Origin of the sequence: Psychrobacter sp. AT9, assembly GCF_047272965.1 — a bacterium.
Taxonomy (GTDB): Bacteria; Pseudomonadota; Gammaproteobacteria; order Pseudomonadales; family Moraxellaceae; genus Psychrobacter; species Psychrobacter glaciei.
The window spans coordinates 3,075,874-3,095,889 of record NZ_JBKOTW010000001.1; the positions used below are offsets into that span (position 1 = coordinate 3,075,874).

Sequence of the window (20,016 nt, forward strand, 5' to 3'; positions counted from 1 at the left end):
CATCAGTCAAAATGCAATATAAGCACTCTGATATTTATCCACCATAATAGAGAGAATAATAATGACTACACTAAAAAATAAAGTCGCGATTGTAACCGGTTCATCAAAAGGCATCGGTGCACAGATAGCTATATTACTTGCGGCAGCAGGTGCCAAAACAATTATTAACTATGCAAATGATGACGCAGCAGCCAATGATATCGTAGACCAGATTAAAACGGCAGGCGGTGAAGCCATCGCTGTGCAAGCAGATGTCAGTAATGCCAAGCAAGTCGAAGCAATGTTTGATGCAACCATCGATGCGTTTGGCAAGCCAGATATCTTGGTAAATAGCGCAGGCGTGATTATTTGCAAGCCTATCGCAGAGACGACCGATGAAGACTTTGACCGTATATTTGCTATCAATGTAAAAGGCACCTTTAATACATTGCGTGAGGCAGCGACTAAACTTAATGACGGCGGCCGTATCGTCAATCTCTCAAGTACAACTACTCGCATGATGCTGCCCACTTATGGCACCTATTGCGCGACCAAAGGTGCGGTAGATCAGCTGACCAGAATCTTCTCTAAAGAAGTTGGCACGCGAGGAATTACGGTCAATGCAGTGTCACCCGGCCCTACTGATACCGAGCTGTTCCACGAAGGTAAAGCAGATGACACGGTAGAAAGCCTCGCTAGCATGTCACCGTTTAACCGTATCGGTGAACCAGTCGATATCGCCCGTGTGGTGGCATTTTTGGTGAGCGAAGAAGCCGCTTGGGTCACTGGGCAAAATATCGGTGCTAACGGCGGTATTGCGTAATATCGTTGTTCTATTAAGAATTACCAAGCCAAAAAAAGGACACCTCGCGGTGTCCTTTTTTCAATCAAATACTTAGCTGTTGAATATTACTCTTCAACGCCAGCGTCTTGACCTTTATATTTTGCATTTGCGTAGTCCCAGTTCACTAGCTTGTCTAGGAACGTATCTACGTAGTCAGGACGACGGTTACGATAGTCGATATAGTACGCATGTTCCCATACATCACAAGTCAATACAGCGATTTGGTCATGTGCAAGTGGGGTATCAGCGTTAGCAGTTTTAGCGATAGACAGTTTGCCACCGACTTTATCAGCAACTAGCCATGCCCAACCTGAACCGAACTGAGTCAATGCTGCATTTTTGAACTCTTCACGGAACTTGTCATAGCTACCGAAATCTTCTTCGATTTTAGCTTTTAGATCGCCAGTAGGTTCGCCGCCGCCGTTTGTAGGCGTCATGCAGTTCCAATAGAACGTGTGGTTCCATACTTGGGCTGCTTGGTTGAACATACCTTGTTTGCTGTCATCTTTAGCAGTCGCTACAATAATTTCTGGCAATGTTTTGTCTTCTAGACCAGAACCTGGTAACAAGTCTTTTAGCTTGTTTACATAAGCGGCGTGATGCTTGTCATGATGATACTCTAGCGTTTCTGCACTGATATGTGGCTCTAGCGCGTCTTTTGCATATGGTAGGTCTGGCAATGTAATGTTTGACATAATTATTTTATCCTTGCTGTTTAGCCGTTAGTTTATAAAAACGTATTATAGAGACTGAATTTTACGCTATTTTTACACCGCAAAAAACACTATAAAATAACGGACTAAATTGGCTGAGTTTATTGTTAGAAATGAATGTTATCGCTTGATACATGTTACTGCTCAATACAATATCACGTATCATTATGAATCCAAAATTAACCTAGCGGTTACTGCTTGCTATTATTCTTTGCTTAAAAGCCAAGTGTTTGGCTCTATAAACTTTTATTAGCTTAATATTCACAAGCTATAAGATATAACTCACTGTAGCTTGGTGAGGATTATAGCAACAATGACCAATAATATCAGTTACCAAATGTTATGGACCGTACAATAAGTATAGCGATTGGCTATGTATCAGCAGAGAGCCTAACCTATCTTAAAGAGATAAATGATAGGTCAAATATGACTATTGAACAGGTTCATAGCAATGCTAAAAAAATGCCAAAAGGCAAAATTCAGAGTAGCCAAACTTTATATCGACACTTAACGGAAAGACACTATGACCAACACGAGCACCATCGATACTCCCCTACAGACGACACAACCAGCGCCAAGTACCCAATGGGTGCTCGCCAGTAATAACAAAGGCAAGTTGGCTGAGTTTAAACGGTTATTCGCTGAGGCAAATCTAGAGGTGACCATCATCCCGCAAGGACAGCTTGATATCGAAGATGCGATAGAAGATGGGCTAAGCTTCGTCGAAAACGCCATTATTAAAGCCCGTCATGCTAGCCGTATCAGTGGATTGCCTGCTATCGCTGACGACTCAGGACTGTGTGTACCCGCACTCGGTAATGCACCGGGTATCTACTCTGCTCGCTATGCTGGTGAGCATGGTAACGATAGTAAAAATAATGCAAAGCTCATTGCTGACTTGCAGCCTATTCGTACTGAGCACGCTAACGAGCCTATTAAAGGATTATTTGTTTGTGTACTAGCTATGGTGCGCCATACTGATGATCCATTGCCGATTATCGCTCAAGGATTATGGCATGGCGAAATCTTGGATACGCTATATGGTGAAGGCGGTTTTGGGTATGACCCATTGTTTTGGTTACCTGACTTGCAAGCCAGTGCGGCCAGCTTGAGCGCTGCTGATAAAAACAGTATCAGTCATCGTGGTCAGGCTATTCAGCAGCTATTGGCACAACTGCCTTTATAATTGCTCCTATAAAGGTAAGCAACATAAGGAAACATGACACCAAACAGATAATTTTTACTTTAATAATCAGATAGATTATACTGTTCTACTTTTAAAAATTTTGTCGAAAACCGTTATTTGTCTGTATAATTCACCAACAAGCGTTATTATGCGGTGCATTAACGGTTTATTATTGATATTTGATAGCATTTACAACCTCAGCAGTTTTATATTTTGTGCTGGCAGCGATTGCTACTGATACTGATATGGACGTTGCGGGCTATCATTATCCCCTATTTATTCCAACGGCAATCCGTTGTACACGCCCGTATTTTGAGGCTCGGTTTGTCTATTACCATTTAATCCTAAGTACTGCTTAATTTTAAGTACTATCTAATCCTAAAGGTGTAATTAACATGGCTACAGATTTACAAGTCACAACCAACAAGCTATCTAACAAAGAAACCCAATTGACAGTTAAAGTACCTGTCGAAAAAATTCAAAACAAAGTCGAAGGCCGTATTCGCCAAGTTGCGAAAACTGCCAAGATTGACGGTTTCCGTAAAGGTAACGTCCCTATGTCACACATCCGCTCTCAGTACGGTGCTGGCATTCAACAAGAAGTTATCAACGATGTGATCCGTGATACTGTGTTTGAAGCGATCAAATCTGAAGACATCCGCGCTGTTGGCATGCCTAACATCGACGACGTAAAACTTGAAGACGATTTCTTGGTTTATCAAGCGACTGTTGAAATCTTCCCAGAAGTAGACGTACAAGGTATCGATGAAATCGAAGTTGAGCGTCATACTGCCAAGGTTGATGAAGCTGACGTTGACACCATGATCGAAAACCTACAAAAGCAACGTGAAGAATTCGTTGAGAAAAAAGGCATGGCTGCGAAAGACAACCAAGTGACTTTTGACTTTGAAGGTTCTATCGACGGCGAAAAATTCGAAGGCGGCTCTGCTGAAGACTTCAAATTGGTTATCGGTAGCAACCAAATGATTCCTGGCTTTGAAGCGGGTATCAAAGGCATGAAAGCTGGCGAAGAAAAAATCATCGAAGTGACTTTCCCAGAAGATTACCAAGCTGAAAACTTAGCGGGTAAAGAAGCTCAGTTCAAAATCAACGTAAAACTGGTTGAAAAATCTAAGTTACCTGAAATCGACGATGCGTTCCTTGAGCTATTCGGCGTAAAAGAAGGCGGCGTTGAAAAACTAAAAGACGACGTACGCAAAAACATGGAACGCGAAATCAAAAACGCTGCGCGTAGCCAAGTTAAGCAAGCGACTTTTGATGCATTGCTAGAAAAGAACGAGTTTGACGTACCAAACGCGATGCTAGAGCAAGAAATCGAGCGTCAACGCAACATGATGATGCAACGTTTTTCTCAGCAGTTCGGCTCTAACGCTGAAAGCTTCGATAAAGACATGCTACCAAATGAGCTATTTGAAGAGCAAGCGCTACGTGCTGCCCGTCTTGGCATCATCGTTGCTCGTGTTATCGATACCAAAGGCTTAGAAGTAGATCAAGCACGCGTTGAGACGTTCATCAAAGAAGCGGCAGAAAACTACGAAGATCCAAGCGAGGTAATCGAGTACTACACCACTGATAAGCAACAGCGCGCTAACATTGAGTCTGTGGTACTAGAAGACCAAGTGGTTGATTATCTAATCGAGCAAGGTAAAGTAACTGACAAAGAAGTGAGCTACCAAGACTTGCTAGCTGCTCAGCAACAACAGCAGCAAGCGATGTAAGATGGCGCTCTGATTATTCATCAGTGTCGTCACTATCAGCGCTAATCGATAACCATGCTTGAGCGATGCCCTAACACTTTGTTGGGGCATTTTTATTGGTGGCTTATATGCTATCTTTATCCATACTTTATAGCAGCTCCCCTTGATAAATCCATATAGACGCCTTATTAATAGGGAGTCATTTATCGTTTGTCACATTAAAACGTTACTATTGCCCCCATAAAAAAGTTACCATTGGCTCAATTATTTTTAGCGACATCTGGCGCTTATTATTTTAGCCAGTTAGTATTATTAAAAGATGGCAACATTTACAATGATAAGCATTAATAAAAGCTTGGCTGTTCGCTAATCCATATTTCTTTATTCTCTTTATTTTATGTACTTATAAACAGGACATCTCTATGACAGATTATGATCGTATTACTGCTAACCCGCATTTTGATATGCTGATGAGTGCGCACAATACTGCCCAAAGCGCGCAACACACTCAAAGCGCCCCTCAGGCTGCATTAGTGCCTATGGTTGTAGAACAATCAGCGCGCGGTGAACGCTCGTTCGATATTTTCTCACGCCTATTACGTGAGCGCGTTATCTTTTTGACCGGTCAAGTCGAAGACCATATGGCCAACTTGATCGTCGCACAGCTATTGTTTTTAGAAGCTGAAAATCCTGATAAAGATATTCACTTGTATATCAACTCACCAGGCGGCTCAGTAAGTGCTGGTTTGGCTATTTTTGATACCATGAACTTTATCAAGCCTGAAGTATCGACCATTTGCATGGGCGGCGCGTATAGCATGGGTTCATTCCTATTGGCAGCTGGAGAGAAAGGCAAGCGTTATGCCCTAGCCAATGCTCGAGTGATGATTCACCAGCCATCAGGTGGCGCACAAGGTCAAGCAACTGATATCGAAATTAATGCGCGCGAAATTCTAAAAACTCGTGCACGTTTGAATAAGATATTAGCTGAGCGTACGGGTCAGACAGTAGAAAAAATTGAAAAAGACGTCGAGCGTGATTATTGGTTGGATGCCGAAGAAGCCAAAGAATACGGTTTGGTCGATGCAGTATTAGAGCGTCGCCCTGCTTCTTTATAATTACTGCATAAGAGCACAAGCTTTGATGAGCATCAAAAGCCTGAACGTTATGCGTTTTGGCTTTGATGTCAAAAATCAAAATATTTGTAAGTTTTAAATTTTAGGAGCGCCTTTATATGGCAAAAGATAAAACACCGCATTGCTCTTTTTGTGGCAAAGAAAAAAGCGAAGTAAAACAGCTAATCGCCGCTGACGATGCCAATATCTGTAACGAATGCATCGAATTGTGTACCGACCTCATTGCAGATACCGACAATGACGATGCTGATAGCGAGATTGATACCTCTTGGGTCAATAAAAAGCTACCAACGCCAAAAGAATTGCGTGCCAAGCTCGATGAATATGTCATCGGACAAGACGCTGCTAAGAAAGCACTGGCGGTCGCTGTTTATAACCATTATAAGCGTCTAAAAGTCAGCCAGACTTTAGCCAATGACAGCAAAAAATCTAAGATTGGCGCTGATGATGCTATGGTTGAATTGGCTAAGAGTAACATCTTGCTAATTGGCCCGACAGGTTCTGGTAAAACACTACTGGCACAAACCTTGGCTCGTCTACTCGATGTACCTTTTGCGATGGCGGATGCGACTACCTTGACTGAAGCAGGTTATGTGGGTGAAGACGTTGAAAACATCGTACAAAAGCTGCTACAAGCGTCAGATTATGATGTAGCTAAAGCTGAGCAAGGCATCATCTATATTGATGAGATTGATAAAATCAGTAAGAAAGGCGACAACCCTTCTATCACGCGTGATGTATCAGGTGAAGGCGTACAGCAAGCCTTGCTAAAGCTTATCGAAGGTACAGTTGCTGCTATCCCGCCGCACGGTGGTCGTAAGCATCCACAGCAAGAGCTGATTCAAGTCGATACCAGTAACATCCTTATCATCGTTGGTGGTGCTTTTGCCGGTCTTGATGCGGTGATTCAGCAGCGTACAGAAAAAACCGGTATTGGCTTCAATGCTGATGTCAGCTCAAAAGACAATAGTAAACGTAGCTCAGATTTGCTACAGCAAGTCGAGCCAGAAGATTTAATCAAGTTCGGTTTGATTCCTGAGCTGATTGGTCGTTTGCCAGTGCTCGCTGCCCTAAAAGAGCTTGATGAAGAAGCGTTGGTGCAGATATTGACGGAGCCAAAGAACGCCTTGGTTAAGCAATATAAGTACTTGTTCGATATGGAAGGCGCTGATATTAGCTTTACCAAAGAAGCGCTTGATGCGATTGCCAAAAAAGCAATGGCGCGCAAAACGGGTGCTCGCGGTTTACGCTCTATCGTAGAAAATGCTTTGCTTGATACTATGTATGAGCTGCCGTCTATGAAAGATGCGAAGACCGTGCTCGTCGATGAGGAAGTGATTAATGACGGCAAAACCCCTGAAATTGCTTAATTTGAAATGGCTTAATTTATAGTTCAATGATGACAGCTAATTACTTAATTGGCTGTCATCAAAAAAAGCGTCTGGCATCCTGCTAAGACGCTTTTTTTATGTCTGGTCATTTTTAATGATAGAGTCAAAATATCTTAGAAACGTGACGGTATTGCTGATATCAATTTTACTTTTCACTGACTATAAGTGGCTCAAAAAATGACAGCTGCGTTTATCAATCGCAGGCAGCTAACCTTATAAACCATGCTAAGGTAGATGTTCTATTTATGCTTTACTCTCAGAGTTTATGCCCAGTAGAGCTAAGGCCAAATGCACTATCCAGACTCCATCACAGATGATACAAAGGACTGTTTATCATGCTTAACAACGTTACTTCTATAGCAACCTCCCTGCGTCAGCACCTACCTTTTTCTGCCAATAAAAACCATGATATTGCCCCTTATTATCGCAATCATGTTGCCGCCATTACCGGTGCAGGATCTGGTATGGGTCGTGAGCTTGCCGTGCATTTAGCACAAATGGGCTGTCATGTCGCGCTATCCGATATCAATCCCGAGCAGTTAGCCCAAACCAAAGAACTGCTCGTCGGTTATGATGTCAAAGTCACCATGACCGTACTCGATGTCTCAGACAATAAAGCGGTGCAAGCATGGGCAGACAACGTCATGAGCGATCGCGGCAAAGTAAACTTTATCTTTAACAATGCAGGCGTAGCGCTTTATTCAACCGTAGAAGGCAGCAGTATCGATGAGCTGGAATGGGTCATGGATATCAATTTTTGGGGCGTGGTCTATGGCACCAAAGCCTTTTTACCCTTAATCAAAAATAGCGTCAAAGAAAGCGAATCGACTAAAAATGATAAAGACAGCAAAGCACGCCAATTTACTGAGCACGGTCACATTATTAATATCTCAAGTCTCTTTGGTTTGACCGCTCAGCCTTCGCAATCTGCCTATAACTCTAGCAAATTTGCGGTACGTGGCTTTACCGAAAGCCTGCGTCAAGAGCTGAATATTCAGCGCTGCGGCGTCTCAGCCACTTGCATCCATCCAGGTGGCATCAAAACCAATATCGCCAATAGTGCGCGTGGTAATGACAGCATCAGTGACCTCGGCATGCGGGGTGGCAGCAAAGCGATCAGTAGTTTTAATAAATTTTTAAAGTTTGATGCCAGTGAAGCGGCTTGGATTATTCTGCAAGCCGCCGCGACCAATCAACCACGCTGCTTGATCGGTAACGATGCCAAAATAATCGACGCCGTACAGCGCGTGTTTCCATCAAGCTATAGTAAGATACTGAATGACGTCCATAAGCTGTCACGCAAATTTAAAGGCAAGAAACCTGCCAGAACTGGTGCTCGTAAATCGGCCTAGTCGCTATAAGATTCAGATAAAGATAAAGACGGTCAAAAAAGCCCCGCTACACTAGCAGGGCTTTTTTGATTTTTAGCCTTATCGAAATATCAAAAAGGTCAAATAGTCCTTGAGGATTAAGGCAGTTTCATATCACCATCGACTAACCAGCCCAGACGACGCATCATATAAGCGACGACCCCAGAAATGACTGCAGGCAATACGAACATCAATAAAATAATCGCTGTCCACAGTTGAGCGCTACTCATAATCTCTTGTGACGCTTCAATGACCCCAAACACCCCGACCAGTCCAGCAGTGCCCATACCCGCGCCTGTCGCCGTACACGCCAAGCCAAAGCCTACCGTGGCGATAGGACCGACGATGGCACTAGCGACAACAGCAGGCAATAAGACCACAGGTTTTTTTAACACATTGGGAATCTGTAGCATACTCGTGCCTAGACCCTGAGATATCACACCGCTAACCCCATTATCTTTAAAACTGGCAACGGCAAAGCCAATCATATGGGCCGCACAGCCAACCACAGCAGCGCCACCTGCTACACCACCAAGTCCAATCGCGATACAAATGGCAGCGCTTGAAGTGGGCATTGTCAGCAAAATACCGACCACGACTGCGATAACAATGCCCATTAGTAGTGGCTGTAACTCAGTGGCTGCTTGAATACCTTGACCAATAGCAGCGACAGCCGCAACGATAGGCGGATTAAGCAGGGCGCAAACTGCCAATGCAACGGCACAGACCAATAAAGGAATTAACAAAATATCAAGTTTGGTCTTGCCAGCGACCCAAGTGCCAGCGCGATAGGCAAATACTGAGGTCAAATATGCGCCAATAGGATTACCGGGTAAAGCCACGAATGTCGCTGGTCCACCCACTTGCGGGGTAAAAAGCGTGCCCGCCATCAGCGCTTCAGAGTGCGCACCAAGCATCCCTGCGACCAAGCAGCTGAGCATAACCAAAGTCGGTGCTTTGAGATAATACGCAATGCCCACACCGATACCAGCCCCCATTAATATAGAGGCCAATTTCCCGACCGCGATGAGTGCTGGCATGTCTAACCAACCACCGATTTGTGAAATAATCAAACCAGCAATCAATGTGACAAATAGCCCTAAAGCCATACCAGTAAATGCATCGATGAAATACTTTTGGAAAAATGCTTTTATCAAGCCGTTAGGCGGTGTTGCTGAATCAGAGACAGTCATAGCCACGCTCTTTATGAAATTTTTGATGAGAGATGATAAACCAACAGAAAAAATAACTTTGCTAAAAAACAGAGATAAAAAAAACGCCATTGAGACGCTTTTTTTATTAGTAATAAATGAGTATGGCAGCTATTAGGCGCAACTTAGCGGCGCTGCTCAACAATAATAGAATCAATGCCATTATTTTGTAAGCGCTGCTGAGCGGTAGTGACCGCTTGACGGTTATTCATTGGGCGCGAAATAACCTGATAGATAGGCAAGCCATTGCCCGTGGTGTTTTTGACCACTCTCGCATCTACACCTGCCATCAGCACTTGGGCACGGCGACGATCGGCTTCATCAGCATCACCGAAGCTATTAATCTGCAAGATATAAGTCGCTGCAGGTTTCGCAGGTTGAATACTAGCCGTACTCGCCCCTGTGTTATTGGTACGGTTTGCTGTATTGCCGTTAGCCGGCGCACTGTCATAGGTAGCGTCTTCTTCAACGATAACAATATCATCGCTATTATTGCTCGTGCCAGCATTGCTGCCACGGCTCGGCTCGATAGAGGTGCTTTCAGAAATACCGAAGTTACCCGTATCATCGTTGCGACTGGCTGAGTTGCTCTCTGGTTGAGTGACGACGACATCCGGTTCAAAAGCACCGATACTACCCAAGCCATCATTACCTGTCTCACTGATATTTTCATCAGGAATAGTGGCCATCTCTTGATTGGGCAAGATATCGTAGAACTCGTAATCGCTATTATCAGTGTCAGTATCGATGCGAGGCTCTACCTGACGATCAGGATCATTGCCGGCAGTGCTATCAGCGGGGCTGAAATCGAATAATGGCGAAAGGTACAAAAATACCCCAATCATTAAGGTCAATACTGCCCCGACAAACATCCATAATAAACCTGATACGCTACTTGATTTGCGCTTTTCAGTCGCACCTTTAGGTTTTTTGGCTAGCATGGATCTCTTTCTCCCTACTGAATCTATCATTATCGAATTATTGCTATCGGTCGCCTATACTCATTCTACATGTTAGAAAATTACTACATGTTAGAAAGACACTACATGTTAGAAAGTTATTACATGCTAGACGGTGCGGATAGCCCTAATAAACTAAGCCCATTGGCCAATACTTGGCGTACTGCTTTAGACAAACGCAGACGTGCTTGCATCAATTCAATCTCTTCCTGACTTGTTGTTTCGCCTGAAGTTAAGCTCACTGGTAAAATACGATTGGTATCGTACCAGCCATGGAATAGCGCTGCCAACTCTTTTAGATAGTTGGTCAGTACATGCGGCTCATAGCCTGTCGCTGCACGTAACAGTGTCGCTGGGTATCCTGCTAGCAGTTTAATCAGCTCATCTTCATTGGGTGCACTAAGCAGATTTTGATGCGCCAAACCAACGGCATCATCTACTGTCAAATCATAGGTTGCCAGTTTTTCTAATACGCGGCAAACCCGTGCATGTGCATATTGAATGTAGTAAACCAAGTTGTCTTTGCTTTGTGATTTGGCAAGCTCTAAATCAAAGTCAATATGCACTTCAGGCTTACGTGCCACATAATAGAATCTCGCAGCGTCATTACCGACTTCTGCACGCAGCTCACGCAGAGTCACAAACTGACCAGAACGCGATGACATTTGTACTTTTTCACTACCGCGCCATAGCGCCACGAACTGTACCAGTACCACATCAAGACGTTCCGCATCAATCCCCAAAGCCAATAAAGCCGCTTTTACTCGTGGCACATAACCATGGTGATCCGCGCCCCAAACGTTGACGACTTTATCAAAACCACGATCAAACTTATTTTTATGATAAGCAATGTCAGAAGCAAAATAGGTAGATTGACCATTAGCACGGCGTACCACACGGTCTTTTTCATCGCCAAAGTCGGTCGATTTGAACCAAATATTGCCGTCTTTTTCGTACAGATAACCTTTGTCATCTAAAACTTGCAGTACTGGCTCAATCTCGCTATCGATCGATCTTTCGCTAAACCAACACTCGTAACGCACACCAAAGTCATTTAAGTCGGCTTTAATATCAGCCAAAATACTGCTTAATGCGGCATTTAAAAACAGCTCATAGCCATCGCCAAGCAATGCTTTACTATTGGCAATCAAACCATCGATATGGGCTTCTTTATCACCTGATAACAGAACTTTTTCGCCATCGGCATTGATCTCAAACTGAGCATCCTCTGCGACATCTTTGGCAACGTCTGCAAAACTATGCACGTAGCTCGTGCCATGTTGTGCTTTTAGCGTTTCTGCGATATCACTGACATAGTCGCCTTGATAACCATTAACGGGAAACAGTATTTCCTCGCCGTTGGCTTCTAGATAACGTAGATACGTACTGGTCGCCAAGATGTCCATTTGACGGCCAGCGTCATTGACATAATATTCGCGGGTGACGTCATAGCCAATCGCTTCTAGCAGGTTTGACACGCTCATGCCAAATGCAGCACCACGCCCGTGACCGACATGCAAACTAGACGTTGGATTGGCAGAGACAAACTCAACTTGAATTTTTTGCCCTTCAAACTGATCACTTAAGCCAAAACGATCTTGCAAGTTAAAGATATCGTCTAACACTGCAAATTTGGCTTCAGCGTTTAAAAAGACATTGATAAACCCTGGCCCTGCGATTTCTATTTGGCGAATGTCTTGATTTTCAGGCAAGGCATTGACGATTTTTTCGGCAAGCTGGCGTGGATTGGCCTTGGCAGCTTTGGCAGCAGTAAGCGCGATATTACTGGCAAAATCACCATGGCTTAAGTCTTTCGTACGGGTGATTTGGCTGTTGTTTTGCCAGTCAGCAGGTAGTGTGCCATCGGCTTGTAAGGTATGAATAGCATCGTTGAATAGTGATGCAAGTGTATCAATTTGGGCTTGTGACATAAGGATTTGAACTCAGTTAAATAAACAACAAAAACGGTGTAAAAATGTGGCGAATGCGAGCAGTCGATAACTGCCCATTATAATAGCGACCGACATTGCAAGGGATAAAATAGTACAAAAGGATAAGTAACCTGTAAATATAACAATCTTTGCGCTTTATTGCACCATTTGCACCAAAATTAGCACTAAAATCTTACGGTTATAATAGTTAACGCGAGTAATTTATGCAGTTAAAAGGCCTACCTATGCTATCGTTCATTATAAATCCCAAAGAGACGGTATAAATAGGCTGAAATTTAAGATGGGCCATGAACAGTTAGCCCTGCTAATTGTAGCGTTACTGTTGTCGACTCATTAGCATCAGTTTATACCCACTTGCTTCCGCGTTATAATGATGCTTTGTATTTTTCCCTTCTATTTAATTTTCATTTATTGTTTTATTTATTACTGCTCATTATTTGAGGGTGATACGCTTTTCTTAGGGCGATTTCTATCAAAGAAACCATAGAATGATAGCGTTAAATAGACGGTATGTTGCCACTTTATAGGATTATGCCATGTTTGCCATTGCCGCCAGTACCGTCACCAGTTGGGGACTATACGTATTATTACCTATATTCATTGCGTTTTTATTCTTTATTGTTTGGGATATCTCTAAAAAATCTGAAGCTGGGCGAGCAGGTACTTTTTGGATTTTCTTGGCGCTGGGTGCGGGCTTTGTAGGATTTTTACTCAAGATATTATTAGAAGTCGCTTTTAAGAAGTGGCTCATTTAATTCGGGCATATCTTCACCTTCTAATGATGGGTCATAAACACCTAGCTTGTTACTAGGGTTAGCAATGACTTGTGCAAGAGGTCTATTTATTCATGGCAGATACTAATAGCGCTCTACCTCTTGGCAATCAAGGTCGCGCGCATTGGTGCTGGATACCCTTCCATGGTCTTAGTCGAATCATTGGGATCTAAGAAGTCTGCTAGCGAGTGATAGGTCATCCACTCCGTTTTACGCTGCTCTTCCGTCGAAGTCACTGCCACATCCACGCAGCGCACGTCTGAGAATCCTGCTTTTTCTAGCCAACCAATCAATGCTGCAACTGATGGTAAGAAATACACATTATTCATTTGCGCATACCTATCGTGCGGTACGAGTACGGTATTGGCATCGCCTTCGATGACCAACGTCTCAAGCACTAACTCACCGCCTTTGACGAGCTGACCACGTAGCTGCTGCAAATGCTCAAAAGGTGACTGACGATGATAAAGCACGCCCATGCTAAATACGGTATCAAACAATTGGCTGTGCGCAGGCAACGCTTCTAGCGGTACGGGAATATAGTGCGTCCTATAATTATCGGCATTACCCACAAAGTGCCGAATCGCCATAAACTGATGATAAAACAAGCATGACGGATCAACGATAATCACTGTTTCAGCGCCAGCCCCTGCCATACGCCAACCATGATAACCAGAACCGCCACCTACATCTAATACACGACGACCTTCTAACCTACCCAAATGCGGCGCCACTCGTTGCCACTTCCAGTCACTATGCCATTCGGTATCAATTTTTATAGCTGATTCATCATTACCGATCTGACTGCCAATTTGACTGCCAATCTGAAAAGGCCCTTTACGCCACGGCATCAATTGCTTTAGTAGTGCCATTGCTTGTTTACGCTCAGACTCATTGAGACTAGCGTCAATCGTCAATGTATCACTGTTTAGATCGACATTATTGACGGTCAAGTTTGGCAAACGAGCGACTGATGCTTGGTAGGCAGGCGCATGCGCATAGTTAGCTTTGTCTTTGATAGCATTTAGCCAAGTTGGTAATTGCTTGAGCCACTCATAAGCGATCGGCTGCTGTTGCGCCAGCTCTAGTAGGGTTAGATATAATTCACGTTCGGCGTTGATGATAGTGTCGTTGAGCATAAAAGCAGGTTACCGTGTTAATTGAAAAATAACTGTATTAAAGATAAGGATTATTTAAACGCCACAATAGACACAAAGTTCAAAAACTGAAACCATGTCAAATGACGTTTGAAACCAACTTGCGCCAAACGTGCATGATGCTCATCCAAAGTATCAGTAATAAGGACATTTTCTAACGCATTACGCTTGCCGCTGATTTCCATTTCGGTGTAGCCATTGGCACGTTTAAAATCATAATAACGCTCAACCAACCACGCATCATATTGCTCATCAAACGCGTGAGTTTTTTCAGTTAGCACCAATATGCCGCCTTCACTTAATGCCGCATAAATCTTTTCTAATACCGCAACTCTATCTGCTGCTGGTAAAAACTGTAGCGTTAGGTTCAAAATCACCATATCGCATGGCTCAAGCTTGACGTCGCGAATGTCAGCAGTGATGACTTCAATGTCATGCTCAGGATAATTTTCGCTCAGTAGAGTGCTTGCTTCCGTCGTCATCGCCGGTGAGATATCAATCGCCTTAATCTGCAAGTCTTGCGGCTCAAACTCGCCTGCCAAGGTCATGCTCGCCGCGCCAAGGGAGCAACCCAAATCATAGATGCGACTGACACGTTGACCATTATCATCCTGCTGGCGATATTTACAATGACGACGGGCAAAGATAGGAAGCATCGCGAGCACTTGACCATAACCGGGCACACTTCGACGTATCATATCTGGGAAACAAGCCACCACTTGCTCATCGAAAGAAAAGCGCGCTGCTTTATCGAGTGGCGTGGTGAACGGTTTGTCAAATAGGGTGTCATGTTTGATAGCAGACTTGGATTGGCTCATGGTGCGACTCGTTTTTGGATAATAGAACTTAAAATAGAAAATAATTGATAGTCTTGCTTGTCATTATTTAGTTGAAAGCTGCTCAACGTAGCAAAAGCCCATTATAACATTACTGTTTGTTACTTATCGCGGTCAGATGCCCTGCTAAGCTGATTAGGTAGCGCTAAGGGTAATAAATTCTTCAAAGTAATAGGTCATTGAAAAATGACAATATTGCATCCAAATAAAGACCCTAGCCCATCTCTATAACAACATCTATAATAATAGGAAAAATTATGCAAACCATTATATTAGGCGGTGGCTGTTTTTGGTGCACCGAATCAGTATTTTTATCTGTAAAAGGCGTGCAATCTGTCGTGTCAGGCTACATGGGCGGTGACGCGGTATCTGCCAACTATGAGGCAGTCTGTAGTGGTACGACAGGACACGTTGAAGTCATCAAGGTTGAGTTTGATGACTCTATCGTCCCACTAGAGGTCATCCTAGATGTTTTCTTTGCCACTCATGATCCCACCACCATGGATCGTCAAGGTAATGATGTCGGTAGCCAATATCGCAGCGTCGTGTTTTACACCGAAGAAGATCAAAAACCAACCGTCGACCGCACAATCAATAAATTGCGTGATATGGGTGTCAATGTGGTCACAGAAATACATCCTGCTGTTGAGTTTTATCAAGCAGAAGAAACCCATCAAGACTTCTTTAATAGAAATCCGGGACAGGCTTATTGCAACTTCGCCATACCGCCAAAGCTTGCCAAATTGCGTAAAGAGTTCAGTAAATACATGGTGAGCTAAGCAAAACGTTAAATAAGAAACTGCTGAAAAAGCATAGTTCTTAGAGCGATTTTTAATCATAGCCAAACGCTTATTATATAAGTGTTTGGCTTTTTAATACCTTTAGCATCATCACCCAAAAGATTATTATAAAAATAACTAATAATATAAACCTTAACCAATAAAGGCTAACGTATGAACCCTGAATTTTGGCAAACGCGCTGGCAAGAGAAACGCATTGGTTTTAATCAGTCTCAAGTGAATCCGTTATTAATGAAGTGCTTTAGCCATTTAAACGTGCCCGCTGGTGGTCGAGTATTTGTGCCTTTATGTGGTAAGTCGATTGATATGGCATGGCTAGCAGCACAGGGCTATAATGTCGTTGGCGTTGAATTGGTTGAGACAGCCGTACAAGAATTCTTTACTGAGCAAAATATCGTGCCTACTGTATATCAGCATACGGATAATCCAGCTATCAAATATTATCAAGGTCAGTTAACAGGACGAACCATCACGTTATGGGTCGCTGATATTTTTGCGCTATCGGCTGAAGATATTGGCAATGTGGATGCGGTATATGATAAAGCGGCATTGATTGCCTTACCAGCCAATATGCGTGTGAAATATAGCGAGCAAATGCGACAGCTTAGCGATACTGCTGATAAAAAATTTGCACCGCAATTATTAATCACGCTCAATTATGATCAAAGTAAAAAGAATGGACCGCCCTTCTCCATCAGTAGTGAGCAAATACAGCAATACTATGGCGAGCACTATCAAATTAACGAACTGATAAATGAACCTGCTACTATTGGCTCCGCAGCTGAGCTAAAAGTCACTGAGCATGTTTGGCTGTTGAATTAAACATAGGCTTAATTATCGCAGTGATTCAATAGTGATTAAGCGACGATTAAATCATAACGGAGAAACCTAATGAAAGTTCTAGTTAGTCTCGTAAGCTTAATCGCTTTTTTATTGGTGGCCTTACCCGGTCCGCTTTATAAATATGGCATCGTCGATTTGGGTACCGCCTTTACAGGATTTAAATTCGGTGTGTTTGCTGGCATCGCCGCCCTTATCTTGCTCGTTTTACAAATGATATTTAAACGCAAAACAGTGACGCTTGGTAGCACGGTAATAGCGCTGCTACTGTCGGCTATTGCCATAGCTATGCCGCTTAGCATGATGAATAAAGGCAAAAGTGTACCGCCTATTCACGATATATCGACCGACTTGATCAATCCACCTAAGTTTGATGCCATTGCCCCACTACGCGCTGATGCGCCAAATCCCGTTGAGTACGCAGGTGAAGCAACTGCAAAACAACAGCGTGACGCCTATCCGGATCTGAAAACCTTGAGCTATGCGCAATCACAATCTGAATTGGTCAAGGCGACCGAACAAGCCGTCAATAATTTAGGCTGGGATTTGGTAAATAGTGATGTGGATAAAGGCATTGTCGAAGCGACAGATAGTACGATGTGGTTCGGCTTTAAAGACGACGTTGTCGTACGTGTGACGGATAACGGCAATGAGCGTTTGCTTGATATTCGCAGTAAATCACGGGTTGGCGGTAGTGATTTGGGCAAAAATTCTGAGCGCATTCATAACTTTATTAATGAGTTGGATGGGGTTTTGGGGGAGTAGTTGGGTTTGGTTAACTATAAGAATCAGCGATGCTTGCTACATAAAAGGCAGCAAGCATCGGTTTCAAATGGCAGTATTATGCCAATTTATTCACGATATACTCAAGTTCCCTATACTGTGGGAAATCTTTAACCAATGCTAGAAAACTATCTTTGAAAGTGCTATTTTCTTGCAATTGATAGATATCATCACACACATTAAATAATGGTAGATATGTTTGAACCAACTTAATTAAATCAGCTCGGTGATTAATCAACTCATTATGGTTTAATTTTAATATATCTATTGATTCATCGGCATCTTTTTTATGTTTATCACCGAACAACTGAGCGGATAAGGGATTCATTTTAACGCTATCGTCACAGTCAGTATGCAGCGGATGAACTTTTATCTCCTTACTTTGCTTTGCTATGTTGCAATGCTTGTTCGAAACACAGCTTAACAGTAAGTTATCATAACTAAACTGGAGTTTTCGATGTTGATGCTTATCTTGCAAATGTTCTACGCTCGCGCTTTTGGTAGATATTTTTTTGCAACAGTAACAGCACAGTCCATGCTGCTCAGTATGTAAATGCTCTCTTAAAATCTCTTTTTCATTGAAAGGTAAATCGTTCCAATTGAGCGTATTATGTTTCTTAATCCACTTAGCAGTTATATCGGGCATAGAGCCTGTTTTATTAATCTTCTGCATAACTTTCTAGCCCTCTTTTTTTGCTGCAAGTTGGGCTTGAGTGAGATGCAATCGACAGCGCAGTAATTCTAAATTCTCTGGCATCTGTTTTTCTAATTTTATAATGTAATTCTCTGCACTCTCAAAATTTTTCTGATAAATAAGTTCTGCAACATTATCGAAGTCTGCTTGTGCTTCTGGATCTCTAATTGGCACATCAAATACTTTAGTTAGAACCGTATTGACATCTTCACCATAAATATTTGGTACTTGAGTTAGCTCACCATCATCAAGAGAATAAACCAAAATATCAGGCCGATCACTGATAACATGTGGCGAATGTGTAGTTAAAATAAATTGCACATTGGGGAAAGTTTTGACGAATTTATCAATTAAGTCATGCTGCCACTTTGGATGAAGATGCAAATCCACTTCATCAATCATAACCACGCCTTCACCTTCTAGCGGATTATCAAGGCCAGGATTCAGCAAAGCCAGACGGCGTGCAATATCACCGACTAAGGCAAATAAGGATTTTTCACCTTGTGAAAGTTGGTTGACGTCTAACTCTTCACCGTCTTTTTCTACTATCATAGTAGGTGTGCCTTGACGGCGAATTCGAATGTTTTTAAAGTCAGTGAAATACTTTATTGCATCTTTAGCAGATATAAAGGATAAGTTTTGGGTATGTAAATTAAGAGCTAGAGTTATATTTTGAGACTCCAGATTGATTGTATTAATGATTTCTTCATACTTGTGAACTACACTCTCTGATAATTTAACTCTTTCATTTATATCTATTTCTAGCTCGATAGATTTTTTAATTTGAGAGATTTCACTCTCAAGCTGACTTCTTCTTTCTTCACTAGAAGCGTTTAGGTGCTGAATTGTATTTAGATTTCTACTAACATTAACTTCATTTTCAATATCTTCAGCATTCCTAAACCAGCTAATAAAATTAGAAAAATCTATACTAGCACCATCTAAAGATTCATAATATCCTTTAAGTTGGTCATAACCATGAGACACAATATCAGCTTCAACATGTTGTAATATAGTTCTTTCGACTGGGTAAAAGACTACTAAAGGCAGTGATAATTTTTCTACATGAGTTAATTTATTTCTATATCTCTTTGCTAAAGCATTTAGTTGAGAGAAGTTGTTACCAAGTTGTCGAACCCTACCATCTCTTACTTCAGACAATTGCCATTGGACGCAAGATAACTGAGATTTAGAATTATCATGTTCGTTATCTTTTGCACAATCCATTATCACTTTTATTGAAGCTTCGTTTTTTTCGTTTTTTATTGAGTGCAGATCTATTTTAGACCCGATGGTTTCACCCGTTTTTAAAGAACCTACAAACCAACTCAAACTCGTCGCTAGTGACTGCAAAATTTGCGACTTACCCGCGCCATTATTACCCACGATAACAGTGACATTACCCGCCTTTTCAGAAGTTGGCGCAAAGTCTATTTTTAAGTCTTCAAAGCGACCATAGTTTTGTAGGTGTAAGTGTTTGACTTTCATTGTTTACCTTATTTTTATAGGTAGTAAATATTTAGGTATTTTATCAATTTCTGTGGTAATTCTTACCTATCAGTATAACAACTTAAAAGACAAGTAAGGAATGCTATTGTTTTGGGAAAAAAGCCTCAACTTACCCAAAACCCTATCCCAACCTCACGCCAACGTCCATTTATAGTAACTGAGTGC

General features: G+C 42.5%; 18 protein-coding genes. 10 read left to right on the forward strand and 8 right to left on the reverse strand.

Features of this window, described 5'->3' with window-relative positions:
* Nucleotides 1-61 precede the first annotated feature (61 nt).
* Nucleotides 62-802 carry an SDR family oxidoreductase gene (locus tag ACMFL8_RS12855; RefSeq protein WP_413191200.1) on the forward strand — a complete coding sequence of 247 codons (741 nt, stop codon included), beginning with the start codon at nucleotides 62-64 and terminating at the stop codon, nucleotides 800-802.
* Nucleotides 803-888: 86 nt separating this feature from the next.
* On the opposite strand, the gene ACMFL8_RS12860 is transcribed toward ACMFL8_RS12855, so the two are convergent.
* The gene (locus ACMFL8_RS12860; RefSeq protein ID WP_413191201.1) at nucleotides 889-1,518 is read right to left on the reverse strand and encodes a superoxide dismutase; all 630 of its coding nucleotides are present in this window, start codon (nucleotides 1,516-1,518) and stop codon (nucleotides 889-891) included.
* Nucleotides 1,519-2,059: 541 nt separating this feature from the next.
* Here ACMFL8_RS12860 and rdgB point away from each other — a divergent pair.
* From rdgB to ACMFL8_RS12885, 5 genes are all read left to right on the forward strand, one after another.
* Nucleotides 2,060-2,722, forward strand: coding sequence for an RdgB/HAM1 family non-canonical purine NTP pyrophosphatase (gene rdgB, locus ACMFL8_RS12865; protein ID WP_413191202.1), 663 nt, complete (start codon nucleotides 2,060-2,062; stop codon nucleotides 2,720-2,722).
* A 395-nt stretch (nucleotides 2,723-3,117) separates the two neighbouring features.
* Nucleotides 3,118-4,461 (forward strand): trigger factor, encoded by a 1,344-nt coding sequence (tig, locus tag ACMFL8_RS12870; protein ID WP_194621088.1) that lies wholly within the window; start codon nucleotides 3,118-3,120, stop codon nucleotides 4,459-4,461.
* Between the two features lie 401 nt (nucleotides 4,462-4,862).
* Entirely contained in the window at nucleotides 4,863-5,558 is a 696-nt protein-coding gene (clpP, locus tag ACMFL8_RS12875; protein WP_413191203.1) for an ATP-dependent Clp endopeptidase proteolytic subunit ClpP, read from the forward strand.
* Nucleotides 5,559-5,674: 116 nt separating this feature from the next.
* On the forward strand, nucleotides 5,675-6,946 hold the full coding sequence (gene clpX, locus ACMFL8_RS12880) for an ATP-dependent protease ATP-binding subunit ClpX (protein WP_413191204.1): 1,272 nt from the start codon (nucleotides 5,675-5,677) through the stop codon (nucleotides 6,944-6,946).
* 356 nt (nucleotides 6,947-7,302) lie between these two features.
* Nucleotides 7,303-8,319, forward strand: a complete 1,017-nt coding sequence (locus ACMFL8_RS12885) for an SDR family NAD(P)-dependent oxidoreductase (RefSeq protein ID WP_413191205.1) — start codon at nucleotides 7,303-7,305, stop codon at nucleotides 8,317-8,319.
* Nucleotides 8,320-8,435: 116 nt separating this feature from the next.
* On the opposite strand, the gene ACMFL8_RS12890 is transcribed toward ACMFL8_RS12885, so the two are convergent.
* The 3 genes from ACMFL8_RS12890 to argS form a co-directional block, all read right to left on the reverse strand.
* A complete protein-coding gene (locus ACMFL8_RS12890) occupies nucleotides 8,436-9,530 on the reverse strand; it encodes a PTS transporter subunit IIC (protein ID WP_413191206.1) in 1,095 nt (364 codons plus the stop codon).
* A 143-nt stretch (nucleotides 9,531-9,673) separates the two neighbouring features.
* The gene (locus ACMFL8_RS12895; RefSeq protein ID WP_413191207.1) at nucleotides 9,674-10,489 is read right to left on the reverse strand and encodes an SPOR domain-containing protein; all 816 of its coding nucleotides are present in this window, start codon (nucleotides 10,487-10,489) and stop codon (nucleotides 9,674-9,676) included.
* Between the two features lie 119 nt (nucleotides 10,490-10,608).
* Nucleotides 10,609-12,438, reverse strand: coding sequence for an arginine--tRNA ligase (gene argS, locus ACMFL8_RS12900; RefSeq protein ID WP_413191208.1), 1,830 nt, complete (start codon nucleotides 12,436-12,438; stop codon nucleotides 10,609-10,611).
* Between the two features lie 557 nt (nucleotides 12,439-12,995).
* Between argS and ACMFL8_RS12905 the strand changes: the two genes are divergently transcribed.
* The gene (locus tag ACMFL8_RS12905; protein ID WP_010200696.1) at nucleotides 12,996-13,214 is read left to right on the forward strand and encodes a DUF2788 domain-containing protein; all 219 of its coding nucleotides are present in this window, start codon (nucleotides 12,996-12,998) and stop codon (nucleotides 13,212-13,214) included.
* Nucleotides 13,215-13,327: 113 nt separating this feature from the next.
* On the opposite strand, the gene cmoB is transcribed toward ACMFL8_RS12905, so the two are convergent.
* Nucleotides 13,328-14,371, reverse strand: coding sequence for a tRNA 5-methoxyuridine(34)/uridine 5-oxyacetic acid(34) synthase CmoB (gene cmoB, locus ACMFL8_RS12910; protein ID WP_413191209.1), 1,044 nt, complete (start codon nucleotides 14,369-14,371; stop codon nucleotides 13,328-13,330).
* Nucleotides 14,372-14,421: 50 nt separating this feature from the next.
* Nucleotides 14,422-15,207, reverse strand: coding sequence for a carboxy-S-adenosyl-L-methionine synthase CmoA (cmoA, locus tag ACMFL8_RS12915; protein ID WP_413191210.1), 786 nt, complete (start codon nucleotides 15,205-15,207; stop codon nucleotides 14,422-14,424).
* Between the two features lie 275 nt (nucleotides 15,208-15,482).
* Between cmoA and msrA the strand changes: the two genes are divergently transcribed.
* From msrA to ACMFL8_RS12930, 3 genes are all read left to right on the forward strand, one after another.
* A complete protein-coding gene (gene msrA / locus ACMFL8_RS12920; protein WP_189586668.1) occupies nucleotides 15,483-16,004 on the forward strand; it encodes a peptide-methionine (S)-S-oxide reductase MsrA in 522 nt (173 codons plus the stop codon).
* Nucleotides 16,005-16,178: 174 nt separating this feature from the next.
* Nucleotides 16,179-16,847 carry a thiopurine S-methyltransferase gene (tmpT, locus tag ACMFL8_RS12925; RefSeq protein WP_240216856.1) on the forward strand — a complete coding sequence of 223 codons (669 nt, stop codon included), beginning with the start codon at nucleotides 16,179-16,181 and terminating at the stop codon, nucleotides 16,845-16,847.
* A 69-nt stretch (nucleotides 16,848-16,916) separates the two neighbouring features.
* Nucleotides 16,917-17,630, forward strand: a complete 714-nt coding sequence (locus ACMFL8_RS12930) for a DUF1499 domain-containing protein (RefSeq protein ID WP_413191211.1) — start codon at nucleotides 16,917-16,919, stop codon at nucleotides 17,628-17,630.
* A 76-nt stretch (nucleotides 17,631-17,706) separates the two neighbouring features.
* Here ACMFL8_RS12930 and ACMFL8_RS12935 read toward each other — a convergent pair whose 3' ends face one another.
* A complete protein-coding gene (locus tag ACMFL8_RS12935) occupies nucleotides 17,707-18,321 on the reverse strand; it encodes a retron system putative HNH endonuclease (RefSeq protein WP_413191212.1) in 615 nt (204 codons plus the stop codon).
* Nucleotides 18,322-18,327: 6 nt separating this feature from the next.
* The gene (locus ACMFL8_RS12940; RefSeq protein WP_413191213.1) at nucleotides 18,328-19,830 is read right to left on the reverse strand and encodes an AAA family ATPase; all 1,503 of its coding nucleotides are present in this window, start codon (nucleotides 19,828-19,830) and stop codon (nucleotides 18,328-18,330) included.
* Between the last annotated feature and the right edge of the window lie 186 nt (nucleotides 19,831-20,016).